19 protein-coding genes, 1 tRNA gene, 2 pseudogenes and 1 riboswitch are annotated in these 23,715 nt (G+C 42.6%); of the genes and pseudogenes, 4 read left to right on the top strand and 18 right to left on the bottom strand.

Annotated elements, in window-relative coordinates; translation table 11 throughout:
- Positions 1-73: 73 nt before the first annotated feature.
- Positions 74-283: a hypothetical protein gene (locus FFL34_RS14725; RefSeq protein ID WP_138604094.1), complete on the bottom strand. Its 210-nt coding sequence runs from the start codon at positions 281-283 to the stop codon at positions 74-76.
- 139 nt (positions 284-422) lie between these two features.
- A riboswitch (SAM riboswitch) is annotated at positions 423-536 on the top strand.
- Positions 537-686: 150 nt separating this feature from the next.
- On the opposite strand from FFL34_RS14725, the pseudogene FFL34_RS14720 reads away from it, so the two are divergent.
- A pseudogene (locus tag FFL34_RS14720) lies at positions 687-2,029 on the top strand (Na+/H+ antiporter NhaC family protein).
- Positions 2,030-2,281: 252 nt separating this feature from the next.
- Here the strand turns inward: FFL34_RS14720 and FFL34_RS14715 are convergent.
- Both FFL34_RS14715 and FFL34_RS14710 read right to left on the bottom strand, forming a co-directional pair.
- Complete coding sequence (locus FFL34_RS14715) at positions 2,282-2,704, bottom strand: YugN family protein (protein ID WP_138604093.1); 423 nt, start codon at positions 2,702-2,704, stop codon at positions 2,282-2,284.
- 383 nt (positions 2,705-3,087) lie between these two features.
- Positions 3,088-3,198 carry a YjcZ family sporulation protein gene (locus tag FFL34_RS14710; protein ID WP_138604092.1) on the bottom strand — a complete coding sequence of 37 codons (111 nt, stop codon included), beginning with the start codon at positions 3,196-3,198 and terminating at the stop codon, positions 3,088-3,090.
- 340 nt (positions 3,199-3,538) lie between these two features.
- Between FFL34_RS14710 and FFL34_RS14705 the strand changes: the two genes are divergently transcribed.
- On the top strand, positions 3,539-5,113 hold the full coding sequence (locus FFL34_RS14705; RefSeq protein ID WP_138604091.1) for an FAD-dependent oxidoreductase: 1,575 nt from the start codon (positions 3,539-3,541) through the stop codon (positions 5,111-5,113).
- Between the two features lie 285 nt (positions 5,114-5,398).
- Here the strand turns inward: FFL34_RS14705 and FFL34_RS14700 are convergent, their stop codons facing one another.
- From FFL34_RS14700 to selB, 7 genes are all read right to left on the bottom strand, one after another.
- Positions 5,399-8,491 (bottom strand): AAA family ATPase, encoded by a 3,093-nt coding sequence (locus FFL34_RS14700; RefSeq protein WP_138604090.1) that lies wholly within the window; start codon positions 8,489-8,491, stop codon positions 5,399-5,401.
- Between the two features lie 29 nt (positions 8,492-8,520).
- Positions 8,521-9,717 (bottom strand): exonuclease SbcCD subunit D, encoded by a 1,197-nt coding sequence (locus FFL34_RS14695; protein WP_138604089.1) that lies wholly within the window; start codon positions 9,715-9,717, stop codon positions 8,521-8,523.
- Positions 9,718-10,147: 430 nt separating this feature from the next.
- A complete protein-coding gene (locus FFL34_RS14690) occupies positions 10,148-10,813 on the bottom strand; it encodes a reverse transcriptase-like protein (RefSeq protein ID WP_138604088.1) in 666 nt (221 codons plus the stop codon).
- Between the two features lie 66 nt (positions 10,814-10,879).
- On the bottom strand, positions 10,880-11,029 hold the full coding sequence (gene sspO, locus FFL34_RS14685) for a small acid-soluble spore protein O (protein WP_138604087.1): 150 nt from the start codon (positions 11,027-11,029) through the stop codon (positions 10,880-10,882).
- A gap of 46 nt (positions 11,030-11,075) precedes the next feature.
- Positions 11,076-11,249, bottom strand: a complete 174-nt coding sequence (locus tag FFL34_RS18345) for an SUI1 family translation initiation factor (RefSeq protein WP_171046395.1) — start codon at positions 11,247-11,249, stop codon at positions 11,076-11,078.
- A gap of 2 nt (positions 11,250-11,251) precedes the next feature.
- Positions 11,252-11,470, bottom strand: a complete 219-nt coding sequence (locus tag FFL34_RS14680) for a WYL domain-containing protein (RefSeq protein WP_138604086.1) — start codon at positions 11,468-11,470, stop codon at positions 11,252-11,254.
- A 303-nt stretch (positions 11,471-11,773) separates the two neighbouring features.
- The gene (selB, locus tag FFL34_RS14675; protein ID WP_138604085.1) at positions 11,774-13,669 is read right to left on the bottom strand and encodes a selenocysteine-specific translation elongation factor; all 1,896 of its coding nucleotides are present in this window, start codon (positions 13,667-13,669) and stop codon (positions 11,774-11,776) included.
- 152 nt (positions 13,670-13,821) lie between these two features.
- On the opposite strand from selB, the gene FFL34_RS18340 reads away from it, so the two are divergent.
- A tRNA-Sec gene (locus FFL34_RS18340) sits at positions 13,822-13,918 on the top strand.
- Between the two features lie 34 nt (positions 13,919-13,952).
- Here the strand turns inward: FFL34_RS18340 and selA are convergent.
- A complete protein-coding gene (gene selA / locus FFL34_RS14670) occupies positions 13,953-15,347 on the bottom strand; it encodes an L-seryl-tRNA(Sec) selenium transferase (RefSeq protein ID WP_138604084.1) in 1,395 nt (464 codons plus the stop codon).
- Between the two features lie 107 nt (positions 15,348-15,454).
- Here selA and selD point away from each other — a divergent pair.
- Positions 15,455-16,500 (top strand): annotated as a pseudogene (selD, locus tag FFL34_RS14665) (selenide, water dikinase SelD).
- A 384-nt stretch (positions 16,501-16,884) separates the two neighbouring features.
- On the opposite strand, the gene fdhD reads toward selD, so the two are convergent.
- From fdhD to FFL34_RS18470, 7 genes are all read right to left on the bottom strand, one after another.
- On the bottom strand, positions 16,885-17,682 hold the full coding sequence (gene fdhD / locus FFL34_RS14660) for a formate dehydrogenase accessory sulfurtransferase FdhD (protein WP_138604082.1): 798 nt from the start codon (positions 17,680-17,682) through the stop codon (positions 16,885-16,887).
- 75 nt (positions 17,683-17,757) lie between these two features.
- Entirely contained in the window at positions 17,758-18,510 is a 753-nt protein-coding gene (tatC, locus tag FFL34_RS14655) for a twin-arginine translocase subunit TatC (protein ID WP_138604081.1), read from the bottom strand.
- A 241-nt stretch (positions 18,511-18,751) separates the two neighbouring features.
- Positions 18,752-19,003: a twin-arginine translocase TatA/TatE family subunit gene (locus tag FFL34_RS14650; protein WP_138604080.1), complete on the bottom strand. Its 252-nt coding sequence runs from the start codon at positions 19,001-19,003 to the stop codon at positions 18,752-18,754.
- Positions 19,004-19,058: 55 nt separating this feature from the next.
- Positions 19,059-19,748, bottom strand: a complete 690-nt coding sequence (locus FFL34_RS14645) for a formate dehydrogenase subunit gamma (protein WP_171046394.1) — start codon at positions 19,746-19,748, stop codon at positions 19,059-19,061.
- Positions 19,741-20,583 (bottom strand): 4Fe-4S dicluster domain-containing protein, encoded by an 843-nt coding sequence (locus FFL34_RS14640; protein WP_138604078.1) that lies wholly within the window; start codon positions 20,581-20,583, stop codon positions 19,741-19,743. Before FFL34_RS14640 ends, FFL34_RS14645 begins: the two co-directional genes overlap by 8 nt.
- Before the next feature lie 3 nt (positions 20,584-20,586).
- Entirely contained in the window at positions 20,587-23,028 is a 2,442-nt protein-coding gene (locus tag FFL34_RS14635; protein ID WP_199799055.1) for a molybdopterin-dependent oxidoreductase, read from the bottom strand.
- Positions 23,029-23,076: 48 nt separating this feature from the next.
- Positions 23,077-23,661 (bottom strand): molybdopterin-dependent oxidoreductase, encoded by a 585-nt coding sequence (locus FFL34_RS18470; RefSeq protein WP_199799054.1) that lies wholly within the window; start codon positions 23,659-23,661, stop codon positions 23,077-23,079.
- Positions 23,662-23,715: the final 54 nt, after the last annotated feature.

The raw sequence follows: 23,715 nt of genomic DNA, 5'->3' as shown, positions 1-23,715 counted from the left end.
TTACTTAAGTCATTGACTATTTCATTATTATTCAATATTTTATCAAACCGCTGAAGATGGGAAATTATTAATATTACATCCCTGGTGGTATTTGACCCATGCCCCTATATTTAAGATTGTCTTGTTCCAATTCTTCCATAGACTTTTTGCGATCGTTGGGGCTTTTTCCTTCCCATTGTTTTGATGGATTCTGACGTTCAGCCTTCCATTTTCGGAACTTTCTCCAACTGATAAAACCGAAGAGTGAGGCAAGGAATCCAATGTAAAATATCGTTATCCCCATAAATCTCTCCCCCTTTATTATAATAATAACTCATTTTTAAAATTGTGTTAAATTTAACATAAAATAGTGGACCACCAACTATTCATTGACATTTCTGTTATCGTGTAGTACACTTTCTATCAATCAACTAATTTCATATTACTTATCCAGAGCGGCTGAGGGATCTGGCCCTATGAAGCCCGGCAACCTGCAGAAATAATTGTAAGGTGCCAATTCCAGCAAATCGCGTTTCAAGCGTTTTGAGAGATAAGGTGTTCGGACTAACGCCTTCCAAAACGGAGGGTTTTTTTATTTTTATATGAAAAAATGCCGAGCAGCCTAAGGTATCTGTAACGGGAATACCATTCTACTATTTTCCAAAACCCTTGAATCCACAAAAATACAACAAATAGGGGGAAGAGAAATGAACACATCAGATTTGAACAAAGGACGTGCATCGGCTTTAATACCATTTATCATTTTTCTGTTTCTATTTATCGGCTCCGGTGTAGTCAGTGGAGACTTTTATAAGCTGCCGGTACTTGTTGCGGTATTTATTGCTGTATTGGTTGCATTGTTCATGAATAGAAAAATAGATTTTAACGAGAAATTGGATTACCTGACCAAAGGGCGGGACATCCGAACATTATGCTTATGGTCATCATTTACCTGTTGGCCGGTGCATTCTCTGCAGTTGCCGAGGGGGTTGGTGCTGTTGAATCAACCGTCAATCTTGGTCTGACGTTCGTGCCTGGAAGCTTGCTGATTGTTGGCTTGTTTGTTATCGGCTGCTTTATTTCGATTTCCATGGGAACTTCTGTCGGAACGGTCGTTGCGCTTGCCCCAATTGGTGTCGGTCTCGCCGATCAGACTGGGATGAGCACGCCATTAATTTTAGGCGCTATTATCAGTGGTGCGATGTTCGGGGATAATTTATCCATTATTTCGGATACAACGATTGCTGCTGTGAGAACACAGGCTGTCAAGATGAGCGACAAATTTAAGGTGAACATCTTTATTGCCCTTCCAGCAGCCATTGTGACTGCCGTCATTTTTGGTGTCTTGACTTGGAATGCCGGCGGATCGATTAGTGGAGATCACCCATATGATCTGGTCAAGGTGCTACCTTATCTTGCTGTTCTCATTTTTGCCGTTGCTGGTGTCAATGTCATATATGTGTTAATCGGTGGAATTGTGTTCGCTGGAGCAGTTGGATTTGTTTACGGGACTTTCGATGTGATGGGATTAATGAAGCTGCTTGGCGATGGCATGGCCGGTATGCAGGAGTTAGCCTTGTTAGCCGTTTTACTTGGTGGACTGATTGAACTCGTTCGCGTGAATGGCGGGATTGATTTCCTACTGTACACGATTAGTAAGCGAATTAATTCAAGAAAAGGTGCCGAAGCTGGTATTGCCGGTCTTGTCAGTGTATTTGACGTATCAACCGCTAACAACACCATCGCCATTATCAGTGTTGGCTCATTAGCGAAACAAATTTCCGAACGATTTGGGGTTGACCTGCGCCGATCGGCAAGCACGCTGGATATTTTCGGAAGTGCTTTTCAAGGGATTTTGCCATATGGCGCCCAACTGCTGGCGGTCGCTGGCGTTGCTTCCATATCACCCGTTTCGATCATGCCTTATTGTATCTACCCAATACTGCTCGGAATCGCCGGAATCATCGCTATCGTAACAGGGTACCCACGTTTTTCGGCTGGGAAAAACAACACAGCATTGCACGATCAACATAGCGCAACGGAAGTATAAAATCGTTAAAAAGGAAAACGATGTGCCATTAATTAGAGGCGGACGACGCACAACCGCGCCACGACACATCCCCCCCGAAAAAGAAAAGTACTTTTCTTTTTCAAGGGGCGTCGTGTGATGATCAGTCAAATTATTTAACCCCCACCTTCACGTATGTAGTTTAACCATGTTTAGCAGTGGGGGTATACAACTTGTTAGTTAAACTCGCTTTTCCCCATTCCCTTTCATCCACGTGCGTGTCCGTTTAGCATATCAAGATATCTCTGGTTCCAGGTATTGCATGACTTCCTGCACCTCTTGTTCGCCTGCAGCTTCCCATCTGCTTTTATCCGTGATGTTTCCATCCTTATCGAGAGGTTCTTGAAATTGACTAAATCCGGTGGTGGTCAACAAAGCGTTTTGATCCCATTCAAGACCAGTGTTGACGACATGCTTGATTACATATGGTGTACGAAACTCCAGATAAGCATCAGGCTTGTCCAGTTCCCCTTCCAAAACACTGAAAGGGACTCGAATATAAATCGTTTCGCCGCCTTCCCGGCACAACACCATATCAAACTTCCCACGGTCATATTCCCAATTCCCACATAATGTATAACCATTGGACCGAAATACCTTGAAAACATCCCCAAAAAAAGCCCTTTTCCCTTCAATCTCTGTTTCCAGTTTTAACATGGCACTTTCACTCCTTGTTTCAAATGTGTCATGTATAGTTTTAACGAAAACTGGAATGAAATACCTCTCAACAAGGATAATTTTAGAAAAACGCGGAGTTCAAGACATGCCAAAAACATTTGTAAAAGCTGCATGGATTATGGCATTGCTTTAGGATTTTTTGAGGATGACACATCATAATCCGTATAAATGGCATATCAACTAATAAAAAAGACTCCTTTTCTAAGTAAGAAAGCCATTTGTTTGGTTACCTCTTCGACCATTAGGCCTAAGCTAAGTATGGCAACTCACTCTTTTTATCGTAAAAATGGCATCTCTGGTGTCAAAGTTAGGCATTTATATGCAAGAGACATTCTCAACAGAACGCCTCTTGCAATTACAAATTAATAACCGTATCCGCCGTATCCTCCAAAAGAAGTACCGACAATGATTAACAGTATAAACAAGACGACAATGAGGGCGAATCCCCCACCATATCCACATCCTGCTGACATTTTTTGTTCCTCCTTCCTAATCGAATTCACTTCTATCCTATGGAAAAAAGATTCATGTTGATTGGACATATGCTTATAATAAGAAATCTAGTGTTTTATCCCTATGGAAAATGTTGTCGATTGGTTAAAGACAAAACGAAAATACGCTGGACCACCCCCAGCCCCCGGAGTAATCGGTGAAAGCCCATATAGGATTCTTATTCATCAGACATTATGCCTGGGGTTATAAAAGGCCTTTACACTTTAAAATTACCCAATTTTCCAGTGTAAAACCAATGTCCTGCATATAACTTTCCTATTAGAGAAAAATAACACCACGAACATATAAGGAGGCACCAACATGACTGAATATGACGACAAGGGATTGCCACAGGAATCGAAATCGTACTGGCTAGAGGGTGTCGATCTCCCGGCTTTCCCTAGTTTAGAGGAAAATAGGAAGGTTGATGTTGCGATTGTTGGTGGTGGGATCGCAGGTATAACCTCAGCCTATCTACTAACTGAAAAAGGATATAAGGTAGCTCTGCTCGATTCGGACACATTACTACATGGAACAACAGGGCATACAACAGCAAAAGTCACAGCACAGCATGGTCTGATTTATGATGAACTCATTCAAAATATTGGTGAAAAGAAAGCAAAAAAATATTATCGCGCCAACCTGGAAGCTCTTCAATTTATTCAAAACATGGTAGAACAACAGGAAATAGATTGTGATTTTAGGAAACAGGATGCGTACCTTTATGCCACATCTGATGAAGATATACACAAGTTGAAAAAAGAAGCAAAGGCTTACGACAGACTTGGTATTGACGGAGAACTAATTGACAGCTTACCCTTAACAGATATCAAGGTAAAAAAAGCGCTTGTTATGAAAAATCAGGCGCAGTTTCACCCAACGAAATATTTATCCAAATTGGTGCAAAAAATGCATGCCAAAGGCGCCTATATTTATGAAAACACCACCGCAGTCAATATTAACTCGGATAAAGAGACCAAAGTCATGACACGAAATGGAAAAGAGATTAAGGCGGATAAAGTGCTCGTCTGTTCCCATTTCCCTTTTTATGAAGGCACAGGATTATATTCCGCAAGAATGCACGCCAGCCGATCGTATATTTTGGCAGCAAAAACTAAAAAGAAATTTCCCGGCGGCATGTACATTAGCGTAGGCCAGCCGACACGCTCCCTGCGTTCTGTTGAAATAAATGGCGAAAACATGGTGTTGATTGTTGGTGAAAGCCATAAGACCGGCCAAGGGGAAGACACCATGAAACATTACCAGGCTTTGGAGGACTTTGGACAAAAAACATTTGGACTCGATCAGGTTGTCTATCGCTGGTCGGCCCAGGATCTTATCACACTTGACAAGGTTCCTTTTATCGGAAAAATAACCGCCAATCAACCACATACACTCATCGCAACCGGCTTTAGAAAGTGGGGGATGTCTAATGGAACGGCAGCAGCCTTATTACTGACGGACCTGGTAACAGGGGATGGAAATACCTATGCTGATCTATTCACGCCATTAAGATTCAACGCAAAACCTGGCCTAAAAAATATTCTAGTTGATAATGCCAATGTTGTCGGTCAGCTGGTCAAAGGTAAGATAGAATTACCCGATGACAAACTTAAGAACTTATCTATCGACGAAGGTGCTGTTATTATGATAAAAGGGGAAAGAAAAGGCGCCTATAAGGATAAGCAAGGAAATGTATACGTTGTTGACACTACCTGCACGCATGTTGGCTGTGAGGTAGGTTGGAATGGAGCAGAAAGAAGCTGGGATTGCCCGTGTCATGGTTCTAGGTTCTCATACACCGGGGAAGTCATCGAAGGTCCCGCGGAAACGCCCTTGAAAAGGTATGATTATCATATGTTGGATAACCTTACATCAAAGGATTCCGGATATTAAGGTAGCGGATGGTCTGCCATTTGCCCCAAGTTGAAGCAAAGATTAAACAAGGGGTATTTTAACCAAAAGTTAATTGATACATGTTGTCACGAATATATATTACAAAAGTTGCGCCTGGATCATCAAATTGGTCCGGGATATCGGCTTGCTTTGTCTTAACTTAAGACCATTAATGGAATCCATACTAAGGCTTCTCCCTCAGCACCGTCATTGGCACAGGACGTGCTAATGCAAGCGCCAGGAAAGGACGTCACGTTCTTAGCCTGGGCGCTTGCCCCTTTGTTCTTAGTTCACCACAAAATCTGTCTTACTGTACCCTTCTTTCGTCTTCACCACATCAAGCCGAGCCGGGAAGATTGTCTTCAAATCCTGCACGTGGGAAATGACACCAATCATACGGCCGGATTTTTGCAGGTCGATTAATGTCTCGATCGCTTTGTTCAATGACTCTTCATCAAGTGATCCGAACCCTTCATCAATAAACATCGTGTCAATCCGGATATTCCCTTGAAAGCTCTGGATCACATCCGACATACCCAATGCTAGACTTAGAGACGCGTTAAACTTTTCCCCACCTGACAAGGATTTGACATCCCTCGTTTGGCCGGTATACGCGTCATGAACATCAAGCGCCAGACCACTCTGTTTACCGTGAGACTCCTGCCGGTCGCTTCGCATCAGATAAAATTGGCCATTGGAGAGGTCTTTCAGCCGTCCGTTGGCTGCATCGATAATCCGCTCCAAGTATTCAATCTGCAAATAACGTTCAAAGGAAATCTTTTGCTCATTCTGTCCGCGCAGCACGTCATGCAAGTCAGTAATCGTCGCCAGTTCTTTTTCACTTGCAGCCAGTTTTTCATTTGCCTCTAAGATATTCATTCGCAAATCAGCTGCACCTTCCGCATATTTTTTCGATAAATTTAATTGCTGCAGTGCTGCTTCATAAGCCTGCTTCAATTGATCAAGTTCTGCTTGCATGGCTGTCAAGTCTGCTTTGGCACTATCTTTCAGCTGTTCCTGCAATTCGGTGACAGTCTGTTCGAGTGCTGCACGTTGTTCATTAAACTGATCGATTTCTTCTTTTCGTTTGTCTCGCTCGGATTGGTTCATTTTTGCTTCCTGGTAGGCCTTTTCTGATGCAAACTGTGCATGTGCCAAGGCTTCTTTAAACGATGATTCCGCTGTTTTCCGTTTTTCTTCGGTATCAGCTAGCTGCTGTTTACTATTGGCAAGATTAGCAGCTGCTTTTGTCTGTTCGTCTTTTGCCTCTTGGAATTGCTGCTGTGCTTTTTCCCAGGCTTGTTCAAGCTGTGTTTTGTAGTCAGACGTTTCTTTGATTTGCCGCTCCAATTCTGTTAAGACACGGACTTCTTCCGGAATCTTGCGCAGTCGTTCGTCATAGACTGCCTTAGCTTTTTCATAGGCAGCATTTTTTTCATGATACGTTTTGTTTAGCTGTTCTTTATCCGCTTCGAGCTGTTTTACTTCTTCCATTGCGTTTGTATGTGCTTCTTTCGCTTTCGACAGTTTTTCCCGCTGTTGCTTTAATTTTTCCACTTCATCACTTAGCTGCTTGCCTTGTTTAGATAAATCCTCTTTTAAGGCTTTTGCGTCAGTTGCTTGCATCTGGTGTTGGCTCAGCTCAACTTGTGCTTCTTCCAGCTGTGCATGATTGGATTTTAAATTCGCCACCGCGTCCCGGTAGAGGCGGTCTTTCTCATCCAATTGTTTCTTCAATGTTCCAAGCTTTTCCTTGGTCACACCGCTGTCCTGATTGACAGCCATATCCGGGTGCTCTTTGCTGCCACACACCGGGCACGGCTGTCCGTCGTGTAAATGGGCTGCCAACACGCTTGCCTGGTCGTTCATCCAGCGCTGTTCGGCTTCATCATATGTTCGTTTCATGTCGTTAAAAGCCTGTTCTTTTCCTTGAACATCTTGATTGAGGCGGGTGTCTTTTTCTTGCAGGTCAAGATACTTCATCAACACTCTTACCTGATCGCGCATGTTGTTTAATGTTTCTTGCTTCTCGGGTAATTGGCTGACAGCTTCATCCATCACTTGGATATCTTTATGCAGGGAATCCGCTGCTTCCTTTTTTTGCTGCAGTGTTGTGTTCTGTTTTTCCAGATTGGCTGCTGTTTGTTCGGTCTGTTTTTGCAGCTGTTCCATTTCCTGCTTGCGCTCGTTGATTTCTTTTACATCCGGAAGAAAGCCTTGCAGTCGGTCCAGTTTTTTGTTGGTGTCTTCGCGCTTTTGCTTGTTCTGTTCTTCCTGCTGATAGACTGACCGGGCCTCTTCCAGCTTTTTATCCGCCTGCCTATTTGCCGTTTGTGCCTGTTGATGGGCATTTATTTTTTCCTGCTCTTCCCTGCGCCAGTCTGCTGCTTGTTTTTCGTAAGGTTCTATGCCCGCCGCGCGTTCAGCGGCTTGTAGTTGCTCCCTTTTTTCTTTGTATACCGGAATTTGTTCCTGAAGTTCCCGCAGCTGCTTTTGCTTCTGTTCTAGTTCCTGAAAACGATCGTTCACTGCTTTAGCTTGATGAAAGGCTGTTTGCTTCTCGGTATGCTTGTTATATGCTTCTTCGTATTGTTTCTGATCGGCGGTGATTTTTTCCTGATAAAATTGCATTTCCTCATCAAGGGCGGTGATCACTTGATTCGTATTATAGTAATCTTCTGCTAAAACTTGAAACAATGGTGACGCCTCACGCTCCGGCAATGTCGCGGGAATCGTTTGTATATAATGGTCACGCATTTGTTTCTCATGTGTGAACTGCTCGTGGACGTGATCCTTTTTTCGCTTCAGCAGTTCATTCAAATGCTTGTACGATTCGGTTTTAAAAATCCGGCGTAAAATCGCCTCTTTATTTTCCGTTTCCGAGGTTAATAGTTTCCGAAACTCACCTTGTGGAAGCATGACAATCTGTTTGAACTGATCCTGGGTCAGGCCGACAATGGCTTCGACTTGTTTATTAATCTCAGAAACGATTTGCCTGTCCACACACGGGACTTCCTTGCCGTCGACTTGTTCATAGAACTCGTAACGTTCACCAGTTTTTGTTTTGTTGCCTTGTTTGATGTGGCCTAACTGACGGAGAATACGGTAAGTGCGTCCTTTCAGTTCAAATACTAATTCGACGGAGGTATGCGTGTCATCATCTGCAAAATCACTGCGCAACATCCGGAAGTCTTCCCGGTCAGACCCACTGGCACTGCCGTATAAAGCAAAACAAATCCCATCAAAAATCGTCGTCTTGCCTGCACCAGTATTACCGGAGATGACAAACAGATTGTACGCATCAAGTTCAGCAAAATTAATCGTTTCCGTTCCTTTATATGGGCCAAATGCTGTCATCGTCAGTTTGCGTGGTTTCATTGTCTATTCTCCCCTTTCTGCTCACTAACTTATTGCGATACGGATGCTTTCTGTTTGTCGGTTGGCGCCGGTTCTTCTTCCCCTTTTAGCAAATCGTCCAGCACGTCGCGGAAAATGGCTTCTGTTTCCTCCGTCGCATCGATTCCTTTCACTTCCTTATAAAAGGCTTTGAACAAATCAAGATCACTCATGTTGGTTCGATCCGCTTTCGGCTTGCTGCTATTGTCAGCGTGGGAGCTAGGTGTGAAGTGTTTCCGCTCCACATGCATGGCGTTCGGATAAACCGAGCGAATCCGCTCCATTGGTGATAAAGCCGGTGCTTCATCCAAAAGCCGGACAAAGACATAATCCTCGCTCACCGGATGCAGCAGCAACTCCTCCATCGTGGCCTCTACCGTTCGGATATCCCTTGCTGGTGTCAGCGTGCGCTTTTCGATGGACACGTTTCCACCTGCATCCATGTCAACTACATGGAATCCTTTTTGATGGTGTTCTTCCGATATGGAATATTTCATAATCGAACCGGAATAGCGGACTGTTTCATTGCTGACATAGTGTGCTTGGTGCAAATGTCCTAGTGCCGTGTAGTGAAAACGAGCAAAGTGGCGCGCATCAACATACTCTGCTCCTCCGATTGAAAGTGGCCGCTCCGAGTCACTCGTATTCTCTTCTTCCTCCCCGAATGGGGTTACAAAGGCGTGACCAACATAAACATGTCGGCTGTTCGGATCCATTTGGCCGTGGAGCGTTTCTATGATTCTTTCAGCAGCATCATTATGTGAGCGGATGGTCTCGTCGTCCAGTTCATTGCGAACGACACTCGGATCACTATACGGAACAAGGTGGAACTGCACCGGACCGTGTTCGTCATAAAGGACAACCGGTTGCATATCTTTCTTTAAATGGCCAGTAATATAAAAGCCATTCTCTTTCATTATGCTGCTGCCGAAATTCAGGCGGCCCGGGCTGTCGTGGTTACCTGCCACAGCAAGGACAGGGGTTTTCAGCTCCAGCACGATTCGCTCTAGCACCTCGTTAAGCAAATGCACCGCTTCTGTCGGTGGTACTGCCCGATCATATAAATCCCCGGCAATGATGACCGCATCCGGTTTCTCATCCTCGACCGCTTGGATGAACTGCTCCAGCACGTATCGCTGGTCTTCGGTCATGTAAACACCTTGGACAAGTTTTCCCAAATGCCAGTCCGCTGTGTGAAATAGTTTCATAGGAATGCTCCTTTCCTTTCCGGTCTCATTAATCGTCTGTCTTTCTATTATAATATATTTTGTACTTGAACGCTGGGTAATTGATAAAATTAAGCCCTGTTACGGTCTGCTAGCTGCTAGTGAGGCGCTGTTGTGTTATTGCACTTAAAATAGGTTGATAGTTTTTGAGGTGATATCCACTTTTAACTGGTAATATTGGCTATGCGGTTTATTAACCTTATGGTCCGTATGTAGGTGCATCTAATTTCTAAACTCATTATGTAATGCTTGGGTACTTAAATCTTCAACGGCACTGCTGAAACACATCTTGCATGAATTCTTTCAAGCTGCGGGTATCCGGTAGCCGGAGCGAATACACAGCAACTCGACGTATATCCATGGGTGGAAGCGCCTATGTATGGGTGGATTTGACCAAGGAAAAAGTATAGAATTATTTTCCCTTGGTTACTTCGCTCGTACTTGTAATCTCAGTGCCTTCCAATGCTTGAGACGCCAGTTGATCTGCTTCTTTGTTCTTTTTCCGGGATACGATGTTGAATTCCGGGTCAAGCCCCATACGATTAATGAGATGATCTATCCGGTCTGCCCACCTGGATAAGTTTGACTCATAGCACGGCCACTCACCCTGCAATTGTTTAATAACAACAAGCGAGTCGCCAGTAATCGTAACCGGCAAATGATGAACTTCTAAATTTTCCAGTTCCTGTAATGCAAGATGACAAGCGGCATATTCTGCTTCATTATTGGATTCGAGCTCATCAACAGAAGCATTTTTCCGTAGCCGGTATGCTTTTTCATTCATCTCGTAATAGATAGCACATCCCAAGCCGGACTTCTGTGTTTGCAGATCATAACCACCATCAAAATAAACCGTGATATGATGCGGTTCGGCTTTAATCTCTTCCATCTGTTTCTTTAATTCCTTCACATTCCAGCTATTTTCATGGCTGTCAATGAATTGTATGTCGTCCAAACGGCCTGTTTTTTGTAAGTCTTCAGCTATTAACAATGCCTTCGGGGCTGCCATTTCCTCCGAAGTAAAGGTTGTTTCTGTTCCTTTGGGTGTCTGATAAACTAATTCCATCCGAACATTCACCGCATGACCACCCTTACTATGTTTTCTGAAAGGGAACGGGGAAAAAGACCCATCCCCTATGCACATTCATTGTCGTTTTTTCGTCTTCTTATTGTTATGCCGTTCATTTTCTGTTAACGGTTCATTTGCAAACTCATGATCATATTCCTTCGACAACTTTTTTCTTACCGCTTGTTCGTCACTGATTCCAGTGTCGTTTTTACGTCGTTTACCCATTTCAGAAACACCTCCATGTGCATAGTCTGATTCGACGGAAGGGTTTCTATGTATCAGTCCGTAAAAATTGTTTGGACCGGCAATCCGACCTTAAATATCCATTTTGTAAAGCTTGCTTCGTTTTTACATCGTATTTATGTAAAATTTCTTTAAGCTTTTCCACATGTTCCGGCTGTATTTCTTTTGTCCAATTTGCTACAGTCCGTCCGTTTGTACACATCGCTATGCCCCCATTTTCCCCTTTTGAACTGGTCCAATTGACAATATCATATCTTTTTTAAACGTTCTTACTTCTTTTCGTGTAAAACAATATGCTATTACCCGATCCTCATGCATACCAAGCACACGAATCACACGGTAACTTGTTCTATTATCGACCCTTAAGTAAATCATTTCAAGTTTCTTTCTTGTTTGCAATGATCGAAAAAGCAATTGATCCATGCTAACCATCCCCTTTAACAGAACCTTTGTTCGTATTACACAAAGCGAACAAAAGTCAAACAATTGTTCGCATCCATTCTTAACAAACTACTAGCGCTAACTTTCGGGAGCTATAGGCATGAAGAGGAGGTAATTATTAGACGAGTATAAAAATATTTAGGGCTGAACCCAACGTCACTAAAGTGATCCATTGGGCAGCCCCATCTTCTGGTAACAGGTACGAAAACGCAACACCAGTCATAATGCATCCACTGCTGCTTTACTTATGAACATAATCATTACCCATATCGCTTCACCAGGAACTCAACCATCCGGCACCTTTTTTACCCATGTTCGCATATTCCCTGTCCTCTTGGTGTACCCTAATTGGTCATAGAGTTCCAATAGCGGCACCATGTTTTTCCGAGTCAATTGTAAATGGTCTTTTGCGGTCCCAATAGTAAAGTCTTCCCCATTTGTAAATTCCTGCAGTTTTCTCAAAGCTTGGTCTGCCGCGTCTTTTGCGATTAATCGTTCATCGTCCAGCACATACGCGCTAGCTGTTTCCAGTAAATAATAATAAAATTCTTTTTGAAGCTTTAATGGAATCTGATGTTGATCAAGCAGCTCGTTCCACTTTCCTGGTTCCAGTCCTTGTTTCTGTAACGCTTTTTCGGCGGATTCAAGTCTTGTTTTCCATTGAGATGGCAGCGCCGGCTTGACATTTGCCAACGAAACATATTGATCCCTTATGGTTATTTCACTTTCTTCTTTTAATGTTTTCATAGCAAATTCAATGAGTGAAACGGGATAGTGCTCTGTCAATTCAGACATCATCTCCGCCTTGTCAATGCCAATACGCATTGGAAAGCGGTTGTGGAATGTCTCAAGTAAATCGATTATTTTTGTTTTAAGATGGACAAATGTTGAATTTAGTGTGAAAAGCCCGTCTTCCATTGCCAAGAGTTCCTTTTCAACTTCACGCAATTCCCGCTCGGAAATAGATGCCTCTTTTAATATGTTCGCTCGTGTTAATACCTTTTTCTCTTCCATTAATGCGATAACCCGATCTTTTGGTGATCCTTCTTTTTTAAGTTCCAACTGTTCAATTGTCTTTTTTCCGAATCGGTACTTTTTTGCGTCCGGTTCTATAACCCATCCGCCGCCGATGGTTTCGATGGGGGTAGGCTTTCTTAAAATAAACCGATCGCCTCGAGTGATTACTACTTCTTTATCCAGCTGTATTTGACATAACACTTCCTGGTTCTCACTCACATCGATTTCGTTTCGGTCAAAAAAGATAATTTTCCCCATGACTTCCGATGTCCCAATAAAAAGTTTTATCGGCTGACGCTGCTTCACCTTATGTTTTCTATCTTTTAACGGGTAAAATACAATATCAACAAGATTAGTAACAGAAAAAAAGTCATCCGTTACCAATACGTCGCCTCTGGAAAGTTCCTTGCGCGAAACCCCGCCAATATTGATTGCCGTACGCTGGCCTGCCGAAGCCATCGTTTTCTGTTGATGATGTCTTTGGATTTGTCTGACCCGCACATCTTTTTTAAGGGGCAATACTTTTAAATGCTCACCTTGTTTGACATCGCCGTCATAGATTGTTCCCCGTACGACAACACCCTGACCTTTCACCGTAAATACTTGGTCAATCGGCAAACGAAAGGATGTTTTCCTGTCTGGTTTCCTCATATGCAGGACTTCTTCCGTCAAAGCTTGCTTCAGCTCGGGAATGCCTTTTTCAGACAAACTATCGACCAAATGAATCGGCGCATCTTTAAGAAAGGTGTCGTCCATCGTTTCTTTAACATCGTCCAACACAATGTCGAGTAATTCCTGGTCGACTTGATCCACTTTTGTCATAACGACCAATCCATTTTGAATTCCCAACAATGATAAAATATCCAGGTGTTCCTTCGTTTGCGGCATGACACCTTCATTTGCGGCAATGACCAATACAGCCATATCGATTCCCGCCGATCCGGCTATCATTTGCCTAATGAATCTTTCATGCCCGGGGACATCGATAATGGATACTTCCAATTGATCATTATTAATCAACAATGCAAACCCGGGTTCAATCGAAATACTCCGTTCCTTCTCCTCCTGCAATCGATCTGTATTTTCGCCTGTTAAAGCTTTTGTTAAAGCCGTTTTCCCATGATCAATATGTCCAGCCATTCCAATGGTAAAGTAACGGGCCATATCATTCACCTACACTTCTTAGTATGTTCTTGGTTATAAAACGCTATAAGAATATATATTTATTGTTGGCTAATCTCGACAAAATACCTTATAATAGATACGTGGATACAGTCGTTTAATGTATACTGCTTCACATTTGAATCAATCTTCATGGGGTCGGCTGAGGTACTGGTGTTCTCCTTGGTCTTCAAAACCATTTGGGAGGCGCGTGTCGTCTCCGGTGGGTTCGATTCCCACACGATCCCGCCATTTCAACGTTACCACTACATACCGACCGCCTGTACTAAATCTGTAAAAATGCCTCAATAATTATATCCATTTCATCATCATGCACCGTTCTGAAATCGAGAATCACCGCTTCATTTTTCACCCTGGCAATGATTGGTACGTTAAATTGACGCAGTTTTTCCGCAAGTTCTGCACTGCTAAAACGATCATGCGTTAAGCGAACGAGATAGGTATCAATTTCTGCATCAGGCATCGTTCCTCCACCGACTTTTGAATATCCCGGCTTAATATCGCAACTGAATCCCGTCTTGCCGGCTTCTATCTTTTCCATGAATTGGCGAGCCTTTCTTAAAACAGACTCACTGGATGCCACTATATCACGAATGGTGGGGATGTCGTTTCGTTCCTGACCTTTCATATAAGTTTTTAACGTTGCCTCCAATCCTGCCAGCGTAAATTTATCGACGCGCAGGACTCTGGCAAGCTGATGTTCCTTCAATTTATCAACGTAATATTTTTTGCCCACGATTACGCCTGCTTGAGGTCCACCAAGTAACTTGTCGCCACTAAAAGAAAGAATATCAATTCCTGATTTTATTTTCTCCTGGATAGTCGGCTCCATCCCGATGCCTTCCTTTTGAAAATCAAATAGTGTTCCACTGCCAAGGTCTTCATAAATCGGAGTAGCATATTGCCTGGACATGTCGACAAGTTCATATGTGTCAACCTCTTGGGTGAATCCAACGACTTTGAAATTACTCTTATGCACTTTCATGAGTAATGCTGTCCTGTCTGTGATGGCAGTCTCATAGTCCTTGGCATGTGTCTTGTTCGTTGTGCCTACATCGACCAGTACAGCCTGGCTTTCTTCCATAATTTCAGAGATTCGAAAGGACCCACCAATTTCCACAAGTTCCCCGCGTGAAACAATCACCTCTTTCCCAGAAGCGATCGCTTTTAGCACTAAATAAACAGCTGCCGCATTATTATTGACAACCATAGCCGCTTCAGCACCGGTTAAATGTTTTATATATTCCTCGACAATCGCATGCCTTGACCCGCGTTTCCCTGTTGCCACATGATACTCAAGTGTGGAATAATTGGCTGCTGCATTGTTTATGTGCTCGAGTGCCTGCTTATTTAGACGTGCCCTTCCCAGATTTGTATGTAGGACAACACCAGTTGCATTGACAACCTCTTGCAGATTGTTCGCGGTAGTTGTATGTATTTTGTTATCTAATTGATTAAAAATATGTTCCATGAGTTTTTCTCTGGATAATGCTTCATGATTCAATTCATCATTTATAAGTTGGTTCCTTACAACATCAATTTGTTCATTCAGCCATTCCATCAACGCTTCTTCTGAGACATTCCCCTTAGCTTTTAATTCGGAAAAACGTGTATGACTTTTTAATTGGTGAACAGCTGGTAATAGGCGAAGTATGTTCATTTTTTACACCATCCAAGGATATATAGTTCGTTCGCTTTTTTTAACAACATGCTTTATAATTATTATTATGACATATTAATTTCATCATCAAAAGGAAGGTGAACCCCATGACAGATCAAGTAAAACTCACATCGTTATCGTCAAAAGCCGGTTGAGGATGCAAAATCGGTCCACAAGACCTCGCGCAAGTTTTGCGTGATTTACCTGCTGCGACGGAGGATCCCAATTTGCTTGTCGGAACAAAACATTCAGATGACGGCGGTGTGTACAAACTCTCCGATGACATAGCACTGATCCAATCGCTTGATTTTTTCACCCCTATTGTGGATGATGCATACATGTTCGGCCAAATTGCTGCCGCTAATGCGTTAAGTGATGTGTACGCCATGGGAGGATCACCGAAAACCGCACTAAATATTGTTGCCTATCCGATCAAAGAGCTTGATCCTGGCATTCTAACAAACATTTTACAAGGATCTGCTGACAAGATAAGTGAAGCAGGTGCACAGATTGTCGGCGGACACTCCATCGACGATCACGAACCCAAATTCGGCCTGTCCGTTACGGGTATTGCTCATCCGGATCATTTTTTGAAAAACATCGGCGCACAACCAGGCGATACACTTATATTAACGAAACCAATTGGGGTTGGTATACAAACTACCGCCATCAAACAGGACCGTTTAACAAAAGAACAAATTGATGACGTTTCCCGTGTTATGGCTCAATTAAATAAGTATGCTACCGAAACGCTAACACATTTTAATCCAAACGCTGTAACGGATATTACAGGTTTCGGTTTACTCGGACATGCCTTCGAAATGGCGAACGGAAGCGATGTTAGCTTCGTTATTGACCATGAAAATGTTCCGCTTCTTCCCGGAACGAAAAAACTTGCTGAAGAAGGCGTCGTCCCCGGTGGATCCAAAGCAAATCACCAATGGCTGGAACACGTTGTGGAATACGGCGAAGATATCCAAAAACAAGAACAATTCATTTTATGTGATGCCGTGACATCCGGCGGGTTATTAATCAGTTTGCCAAAACACGAAGCAGCGCCATTTATTGATAAGCTTGAAACAAACATGCCATTCAGGGAACCGTTATCGGTGACGTCATACAAAAAGAAAACAAATCCATTTATGTTAAATAATGTTAGCAACAAACCGAACTATTTAAACGAAATAGTTCGGTTTTATTACAGATTAGCAGGAAGTTTTTTATAAGATAAGTCAACTTCATAATTCGTTGCAGGCGAGTAAAACACGAACATTAGATTATCAGTTATACTACCGTTGTCCTACATGAAAGGTGACACGCTTTCCGCGGGCATGGCTTCAGCCTCCTCGGAAGAAAACCGCTTCCTGCGGGGTCTTCAGACACATGCTTTTCCCGCAGGAGTCGGCCACCTTTCATTACGGACAACTAGCATTAATAAAACTCGAACAATTAAATCTATATAAACTATAAACATTCGTGTATTTTGTGAAAACCAGCACTTATGAAATTGATTCAGATAAGAAACTCTAAAAACAATCTAATAGCCCGCCTCAACAACTCTTTCCTGATGCGTATAGATATTCATTTTATCGTTGCGTACAAATCCGATTGCTGTAATTCCTAAATCATCTGCCAATTGAAGCGCGAGGTCAGTTGGCGCTGACTTGGATAAAAGAATTCCAGCGCCTATTTTTGATACTTTTAAAAGGACTTCGGATGAGATCCTTCCACTAAACATGATGACTTTATCTTTTAATGGCATTCGATTCTTTAAAATATCACCATAAACTTTATCAATGGCATTATGTCTGCCGATATCCGTTCGCATCGTTAAAATTTGATCAACGGTTCCGACCGCTGCGTTATGAACGCCTCCAGTTTCCTTAAATTGCATTGATTTTTCCTGCAGTTGGTTCATCAGTGCATAACACTGTTTAACCGTTATCGTATGCCTGCTTGTCACGGTTTTGGCCGTCTTCACATCACTTTGAAAGTAAAACTGACGGCTTTTTCCACAGCAGGAACCGATAAATCGTTTGGAATGGTTTTGTTGAATCATATCAGGCGGATTTTTGACTTCAACATGGGCAAACCCCTTTGTTTCATCAATCGAAAGGGATGCAATATCATGATAAAGTCGAATCACTCCTTCAGATGCCAGAAAGCCAACAAGCAAATCGCTCAAATTCATTGGTGAACAAACCATCGTTGCAAATTCTTGTCCATTCAGCATAACAGTAAAGGGGAACTCAGCCGTGATCATCCCATTTTCTACAGATGATGTATTACCATCAAACCGAACAATTTCCCAGCTTTTGCGAGCTGCTTCATTCATCCTTTCCACCTTCATTCTTTGTTATTATGTTATGGCTTCCACTACGTTTACCCTGACGAAAGTGTGTATATGCGGTCATATCTCTTCCATAAATTCTCGATGTTTGCGCAGCTTCTTGCGGTAAACAAATGTTGACGCATAAATACTTATTTCATATAAAAGAAATAATGGAATGGCTACAGAAATTTGTAATACAATATCCGGCGGCGTCATAAAAGCTCCTACCACTAGCAAAACAAAGTAAGCATATTTTCTCATTTTCCTCATGGACTTTGGTGTTATGATCCCTATACTTGTTAGAAACATCGCTATAACAGGAATTTCAAATATGATAGCGAACGGGAGGACAGCCCGCAACATAAACCTGAAATATTTATCAACTGTAAACAACTCATGAAACAAGCCATCATTTAATGAAAGTAAAAAAGGTAGTATCAATTCGATGAACATAAAATAGCCGAAAATAAGTCCCAACACAAATAATAGAAAAACCGCTGGAATATAGGACAAGTAGACCTTTTTTTCCGACCGCTTCAACCCAGGTTTTGCAAACGACCATAATTGATAACACAAAACAGGAATAGTCGCAGCAATAGCCATCAGTCCGGAAATCGTCAGGAAAATCCAAATCGTGTCACCCGGACTAGTAATATTGAGGACAAAGTCAATATCACTTTCAAAGAATTTGTAAATATCTTTAGCAAATATAAAGCTTATAATAAAACCTAAAATGAAAAAAACAGCCGTTTTTATCAATCTACTTCTTAGCTCTGATAAATGAGCCATAATGTTCATTTCTTCGTCTATCAGGTTTGTTTTTTGCGACATGTTCTTTCACTCCCTCCACTGCACTGGCGCAACACCTGTAAATGATCGTTACCAACAGGTTTGCACAATGGCAAAAGTAGTTTCTTTTGGAAAAGAGAAGACACTTGAACGCGCCATTTCATTCTAAAGTGTCTTCTTGTCAAGCTTAGCATACAGGTGTTGACGACTCAGTACCAAGTTCAACCTCCCGTGGAATGATACCTCTCAGAAAGAGTGATGCGAATACAATCAATCTAAAACGCTATGAGACGCTTTTCGATTTGGTTTCAGATTCTGATTCAGATTCAGATTCCTGACTTTTGACCTTTTTAGAATGATCCGCTTTATCACTATCATCATCATCGTCATCGTCCAAAACGCCATTGGCCGACTGCTTAAATATCCTCAATGTTTTTCCTACAGCTTGGCCGAGTTCAGGTAACTTATTTGGGCCAAATATAATCAAAGCCACAACGAGAATTAAAATTAAACTAGGTACACCGATATTAGCCATTGTACTTTTCCTCCTTCTGTTTATTTATTTCGTTTCCGTCCAGCAAGCAAACTGATTAAGCATTTTTCTTATAAGAGCCCTGGTCATCGCCATCATTTCCCTTTCCAGCCTGTTTTTCCACTTCTTTATACCATAGTTCATGATGATGTTCGGCATATTCTTTGTCCATATATCCGGTTGCCATGGCATTGAAGGAAGTACGCTCAACTGGATGGAATACAACCAAATAAACATGAACAAAGAAGAATAACGTCAACAACACAGCTGAAACATCATGGATAAAGAGCATCACTAATCCAGTTGTCTCCGAGAACCAGCCAAACCAAAGGATAAAGCCGGAAATGACCAGCAAAAACCCAAATACAAGCGCAAATAAGTAAAACATTTTTTGACCGGAATTGTATTTTTGTTGGGGAGGCATTCCACCCCCACCGACAAAATAGTGCTTTGGTGCTGATTTTAACCAACCAAGATCACGTTTACCCCATCTAAATGCTCTTAGAAAACCGAATCGTTTTTTGGAAAAGATAAAGTATATAACGGGTGCTGCAACGAACACTACACCGCCAATACGATGGATAAGTCTGATAACATATCCGGCTTCATTCACCAAAAGGGCTGATGTTCCTCCAAAAAATACGGCGTATCCTGTGAGTAAAGCTAAAATAAAGCCCACGGCCACTGTCCAGTGCATGATCATATCTGAGCGTCGGTATCGTTTTACCAGTTTCCGTTGCTTACTCATTTTCTCCGCCTCCATCGCTCGAGGGATCCTGCTGTTTTTCATCATCAGCATATTTTGACGATGAAATGACAAAGTTCGTCAATAAGCCGACTGCCGTTGCTCCCATAAATAATTCTGTTGCCGGTTTTAAAACATCCCTGCGCAAAGAAACCAAATCGTTCGTTTCTGGTTGGGCAGGCAAACCATATGTTTCAGGTTTTTCTGTTAGGACGTAGATAAAGTGTGTACCACCCATCTCTTTGTCCCCATATACATTCGCATTAGGAAATCTGCTTTTAATGTTTGCGACACGTTCATGGGCTTTCTCTACGGCAGACTCCCATGTATCAAATTCTAGTGCGTTCGTCGGACAAGTCCGGACACAAGCAGGCATTTCGCCATTCGTTACTTTGTCTTGACAGAAATCACATTTGTTCATGCGTTTGTTGCCTGTTAATGCATCTGTTTCAAAACGTGGAATATCGAATGGACATGCCTTTGCGCAATATGTGCAACCAATGCATTTATCACCTTCGAAGCCGACAAATCCTTCCGCATGCGTAAACAATGCATCGGTTGGGCAAACCTCTACACATGGCGCATCTGTACAATGCATGCACTGATTTTTCCAAATTAGCCAGTCCATCGTATCAGTGGAGTCATCATATTGCTCAATAAACTTCATCAACATCGGTGTATTCACATTACGGTCAGCCGGATTTTGGTAGGTTCCCGATACCATTTCAAATTCCGTAGCCGGAAGATTGTGCCACTCCTTACAAGCTACCTGGCATGCCTTGCAACCTGTACAAAGAGACGTATCAACCAATATAGCTTTATCATTTTTTTTAGCCATAAATTACTTACCTCCCTTTGTCACATTACAAGCACATGCCTTATATTCCGGCGTACCAGTGTTTGGTTCATAGCCTGAATTGGTAACTGTATTAATGGACTCACCACTTACTAATCCTTTAAAGCCCCAACCCCATGGCACACCGACCACTTCAACATCTTTGCCGCCTATCTTCAGGGGCTGCATACGGTCTGTGACCATTGCTTCAACCGTAACCTTACCCCGAGCAGTTGAAATCGTAACAGGATCGCCTGATTTAACACCAACCTTTTTCGCCAGGTTTTTACTGATTTCCGCAAAGTTGGATGGCATCAATTCATTTAATTGCGGCGTGTTTCGTGTAACCCCACCTGACAAGAATTGTTCCGTTACCATATATGTGGTCAACATGTGTGGAAAGTCTTTACCATCACCATATTTTTGGAACTCGGGCAATTTTGGCGGTTGTGCTGTCGGATTGGATTGTTGGCTAAACATTGGATTTTTGACCGGTGATTCTAATGGTTCATAATGCGTTGGCATCGGCCCATCACCAATTCCGCCTTCGTTACTTATTGGTGCCACTTTGAATACGTTCGGATCATATCCGGATTCAAGCGTAATATCAGGTGTATCTGCCTGTGGCATGGTAAATGGACCACGGAATAACGCACCCTTTCCTTCAGTATTTGCAAACACTTTACTACCCTCAGGTGTGTTCGGTGCTTTGTCATTCGCAGCTACGTGCAAGACATCATGCTCTATCCATTTATTTCCATTCCATGAAACAAGTGCACGATCTTTATCGCGAGGCTGTCCTTTTCTATTAACAGAGCCCCGATTCCACAGTACACGCGTATTGTCGGGCCATGAAAATGTCCAATTCGGGTGGATGCCGAGACCGCTCGAATCCGCATTATCGCGGCGCAGCGAGTGATTTCCTGATTCAGTAATCACACCTGTGTATAAACCACCTACTCCGGAAGACGACTTACCCGGCTCCATACGCTGAATCTCTGAACCTGAGTTTAATAGCTTACCAGTTGTTAAATTATAACCGTTCATTTCTTTAAGAACAGATTCAACGTCGAGACCGTGACCTGTCGTTGCATAGTCCCACGTTAAGTCTAGAATTGCTTTATCTTTTGGATCATTGCTACCTGCATACGTTTCTTTGAGTTTTAACATAAATTCATAAATAATGTCGGCATCAGGCTTGGCTTCTCCTCGCGCCGGAACGATTGCATCTTTGCCTTGGATCCACCGGGAAGAGTTTGTAATAGTCCCCGCCTTTTCAAAGGTTATAGATGCTGGCAATAAAAGAACTTCTGTTTGTATATCTTCTGGATTCAAATCTGGATGCAGCCAGAATGAAGATGTCTCGGTTTCAAAGGCTTCAGAAACGACCAGTAAGTCGAGATTGCTTAATCCTTGCAATGCCATGTCCACGGTAGGCGTGCTAACGACCGGATTTTGTCCGAAAATAAAGCCCATCTTAAATGCATTTTGGTTTAACTTTTCAAAAATCGGCACGTGAGCAGCATTAGATATTGTTGAATCCCGCTTAGGTATATGGTGATAACCAAATTCGTTTTCCGGTGTGGCATTTTCACCATACCAAGCTTTTAGCAGGGAGATCATTTTCTTGCCACTAGATGTTCCAACAGCTTGTATATAATCATTTAACGTTGGATGTGCATCAGTCGGAATCGGTATATACCCAGGTAAAATGTGGGCCATGCAAGCCAAGTCTGTTGTTCCTTGAACATTCGGCTCGCCGCGGTTTGCATTAATGCCACCGCCCGGCATTCCCATATTACCTAGCAATAGTTGAATAATGGCATACATTCTGATACCCTGAACGCCCACAGATTTTTGTGTCATGCCAAGTGCGTACAATATAGTCCCCGGCCGATTGTTCACAAACGTCTCAGCAACGAGTTGCACCTTATCAGCTGGCATGCCGGTAATTTCACTTGCCTTTTCGAACGTATAATCTTTAAAGTGCGCTTTTAATTTCATAAGGACACAATCAGGATCATCCAATGAGTCTGCCTGTATTGGCAAGCCATCTGAATCTAGTTGATAGGCCCAGCTTTCTTTGTCATATGAGCCGGTTTCATCATCATAGCCTGAAAATAAACCGTCATGGAAACTAAAATCAGGATTTACTTTATATAATGCATTCGTATTCTCGCGTAAATAAGTTTCATCATACAATTCGTTATCAACAATATATTTTACAATTGCACTCAAATAACCAATGTCAGTACCTGGCCGTACAGGGGCATAGATATCAGCAACTTTAGCCGTTCGATTAAACCGGGGATCGACCACAATTAGTTTCGCGCCATTTTTTTGTGCTCTTAGAACCCAGCGCATCGCTAACGGATGACATTCTGCCGTATTGTTGCCGGCTATTAGAATAACGTTGGAATTCTTCATATCTATGAAGTTGTTTGTCATAGCACCACTACCAAATGAAGGGGCTAAACTAGCCACCGTTGGAGCGTGTCATATCTCGGCCTGGTGCGTATAATTATGAATTCCTAATGCCCGGTTAAATTTTGTATAAAGATAGGCCTCTTCATTGTCGATTTCCGCACTCCCCAGGCTAAAAATGCCATCCATGCGATTGACTGTGACCTCATCTCCATCAATATTTTTCGTCTTTGAAAAAGTTTCCTCGCGAACCTCTTTTACTTTATTCGCGATTTTATCCATTGCATTTTCCCATGAGATTGGTTCCCATTCATCACTCCCGGGTTTCCTGACTAAAGGATGTGTCAAACGCAAATCAGAGTTAGCCAACTCCTTCATAGAGCGCCCTTTAGGACATAAAGTTCCCTCATTGATTGGGTGATCCGGAAAGCCTTCTGTTGAAACGACTTTATTATCCTTGATTTTCACTTCAATGCCACAACCTACAGAACAAAAGTGACACAGCCCATAAGCCGATGTTGCACCTGCTGTCATTAACGGAAATGCTTTATCAGCATCACCGGTGTCAGCAGAAACATGCTGCTTGTCAGCTACCGCCGCAGCGGCAACAGAAGCTGCTGTAAACTTCATAAAGTTTCGCCTTGTCAGTTCAGGCATGGTGTTCCCTCCAATTGTTTTCCACCTAATGGTGCAGTCCCCAAGAGAATCCAA

This window comes from Lentibacillus cibarius (assembly GCF_005887555.1).
Taxonomy (GTDB): domain Bacteria; phylum Bacillota; class Bacilli; order Bacillales; family Amphibacillaceae; genus Lentibacillus; species Lentibacillus cibarius.
This window is presented reverse-complemented; position numbering and strand designations above follow the sequence as displayed.

What these genes read in the sequence shown, in the direction of transcription:
- FFL34_RS14725 (WP_138604094.1), bottom strand. Translation starts at nt 283, where the DNA reads ATGGGGATAACGATATTTTACATTGGATTCCTTGCCTCACTCTTCGGT.
- FFL34_RS14715 (WP_138604093.1), bottom strand. Translation starts at nt 2,704, where the DNA reads ATGTTAAAACTGGAAACAGAGATTGAAGGGAAAAGGGCTTTTTTTGGG.
- FFL34_RS14710 (WP_138604092.1), bottom strand. Translation starts at nt 3,198, where the DNA reads ATGTCAGCAGGATGTGGATATGGTGGGGGATTCGCCCTCATTGTCGTC.
- FFL34_RS14705 (WP_138604091.1), top strand. Translation starts at nt 3,539, where the DNA reads ATGACTGAATATGACGACAAGGGATTGCCACAGGAATCGAAATCGTAC.
- FFL34_RS14700 (WP_138604090.1), bottom strand. Translation starts at nt 8,491, where the DNA reads ATGAAACCACGCAAACTGACGATGACAGCATTTGGCCCATATAAAGGA.
- FFL34_RS14695 (WP_138604089.1), bottom strand. Translation starts at nt 9,717, where the DNA reads ATGAAACTATTTCACACAGCGGACTGGCATTTGGGAAAACTTGTCCAA.
- sspO (WP_138604087.1), bottom strand. Translation starts at nt 11,029, where the DNA reads ATGGGTAAACGACGTAAAAACGACACTGGAATCAGTGACGAACAAGCG.
- FFL34_RS18345 (WP_171046395.1), bottom strand. Translation starts at nt 11,249, where the DNA reads ATGTGTACAAACGGACGGACTGTAGCAAATTGGACAAAAGAAATACAG.
- FFL34_RS14680 (WP_138604086.1), bottom strand. Translation starts at nt 11,470, where the DNA reads ATGGATCAATTGCTTTTTCGATCATTGCAAACAAGAAAGAAACTTGAA.
- selB (WP_138604085.1), bottom strand. Translation starts at nt 13,669, where the DNA reads ATGGCCCGTTACTTTACCATTGGAATGGCTGGACATATTGATCATGGG.
- selA (WP_138604084.1), bottom strand. Translation starts at nt 15,347, where the DNA reads ATGAACATACTTCGCCTATTACCAGCTGTTCACCAATTAAAAAGTCAT.
- fdhD (WP_138604082.1), bottom strand. Translation starts at nt 17,682, where the DNA reads ATGAATGAAGCAGCTCGCAAAAGCTGGGAAATTGTTCGGTTTGATGGT.
- tatC (WP_138604081.1), bottom strand. Translation starts at nt 18,510, where the DNA reads ATGTCGCAAAAAACAAACCTGATAGACGAAGAAATGAACATTATGGCT.
- FFL34_RS14650 (WP_138604080.1), bottom strand. Translation starts at nt 19,003, where the DNA reads ATGGCTAATATCGGTGTACCTAGTTTAATTTTAATTCTCGTTGTGGCT.
- FFL34_RS14645 (WP_171046394.1), bottom strand. Translation starts at nt 19,748, where the DNA reads ATGAGTAAGCAACGGAAACTGGTAAAACGATACCGACGCTCAGATATG.
- FFL34_RS14640 (WP_138604078.1), bottom strand. Translation starts at nt 20,583, where the DNA reads ATGGCTAAAAAAAATGATAAAGCTATATTGGTTGATACGTCTCTTTGT.
- FFL34_RS14635 (WP_199799055.1), bottom strand. Translation starts at nt 23,028, where the DNA reads ATGACAAACAACTTCATAGATATGAAGAATTCCAACGTTATTCTAATA.
- FFL34_RS18470 (WP_199799054.1), bottom strand. Translation starts at nt 23,661, where the DNA reads ATGCCTGAACTGACAAGGCGAAACTTTATGAAGTTTACAGCAGCTTCT.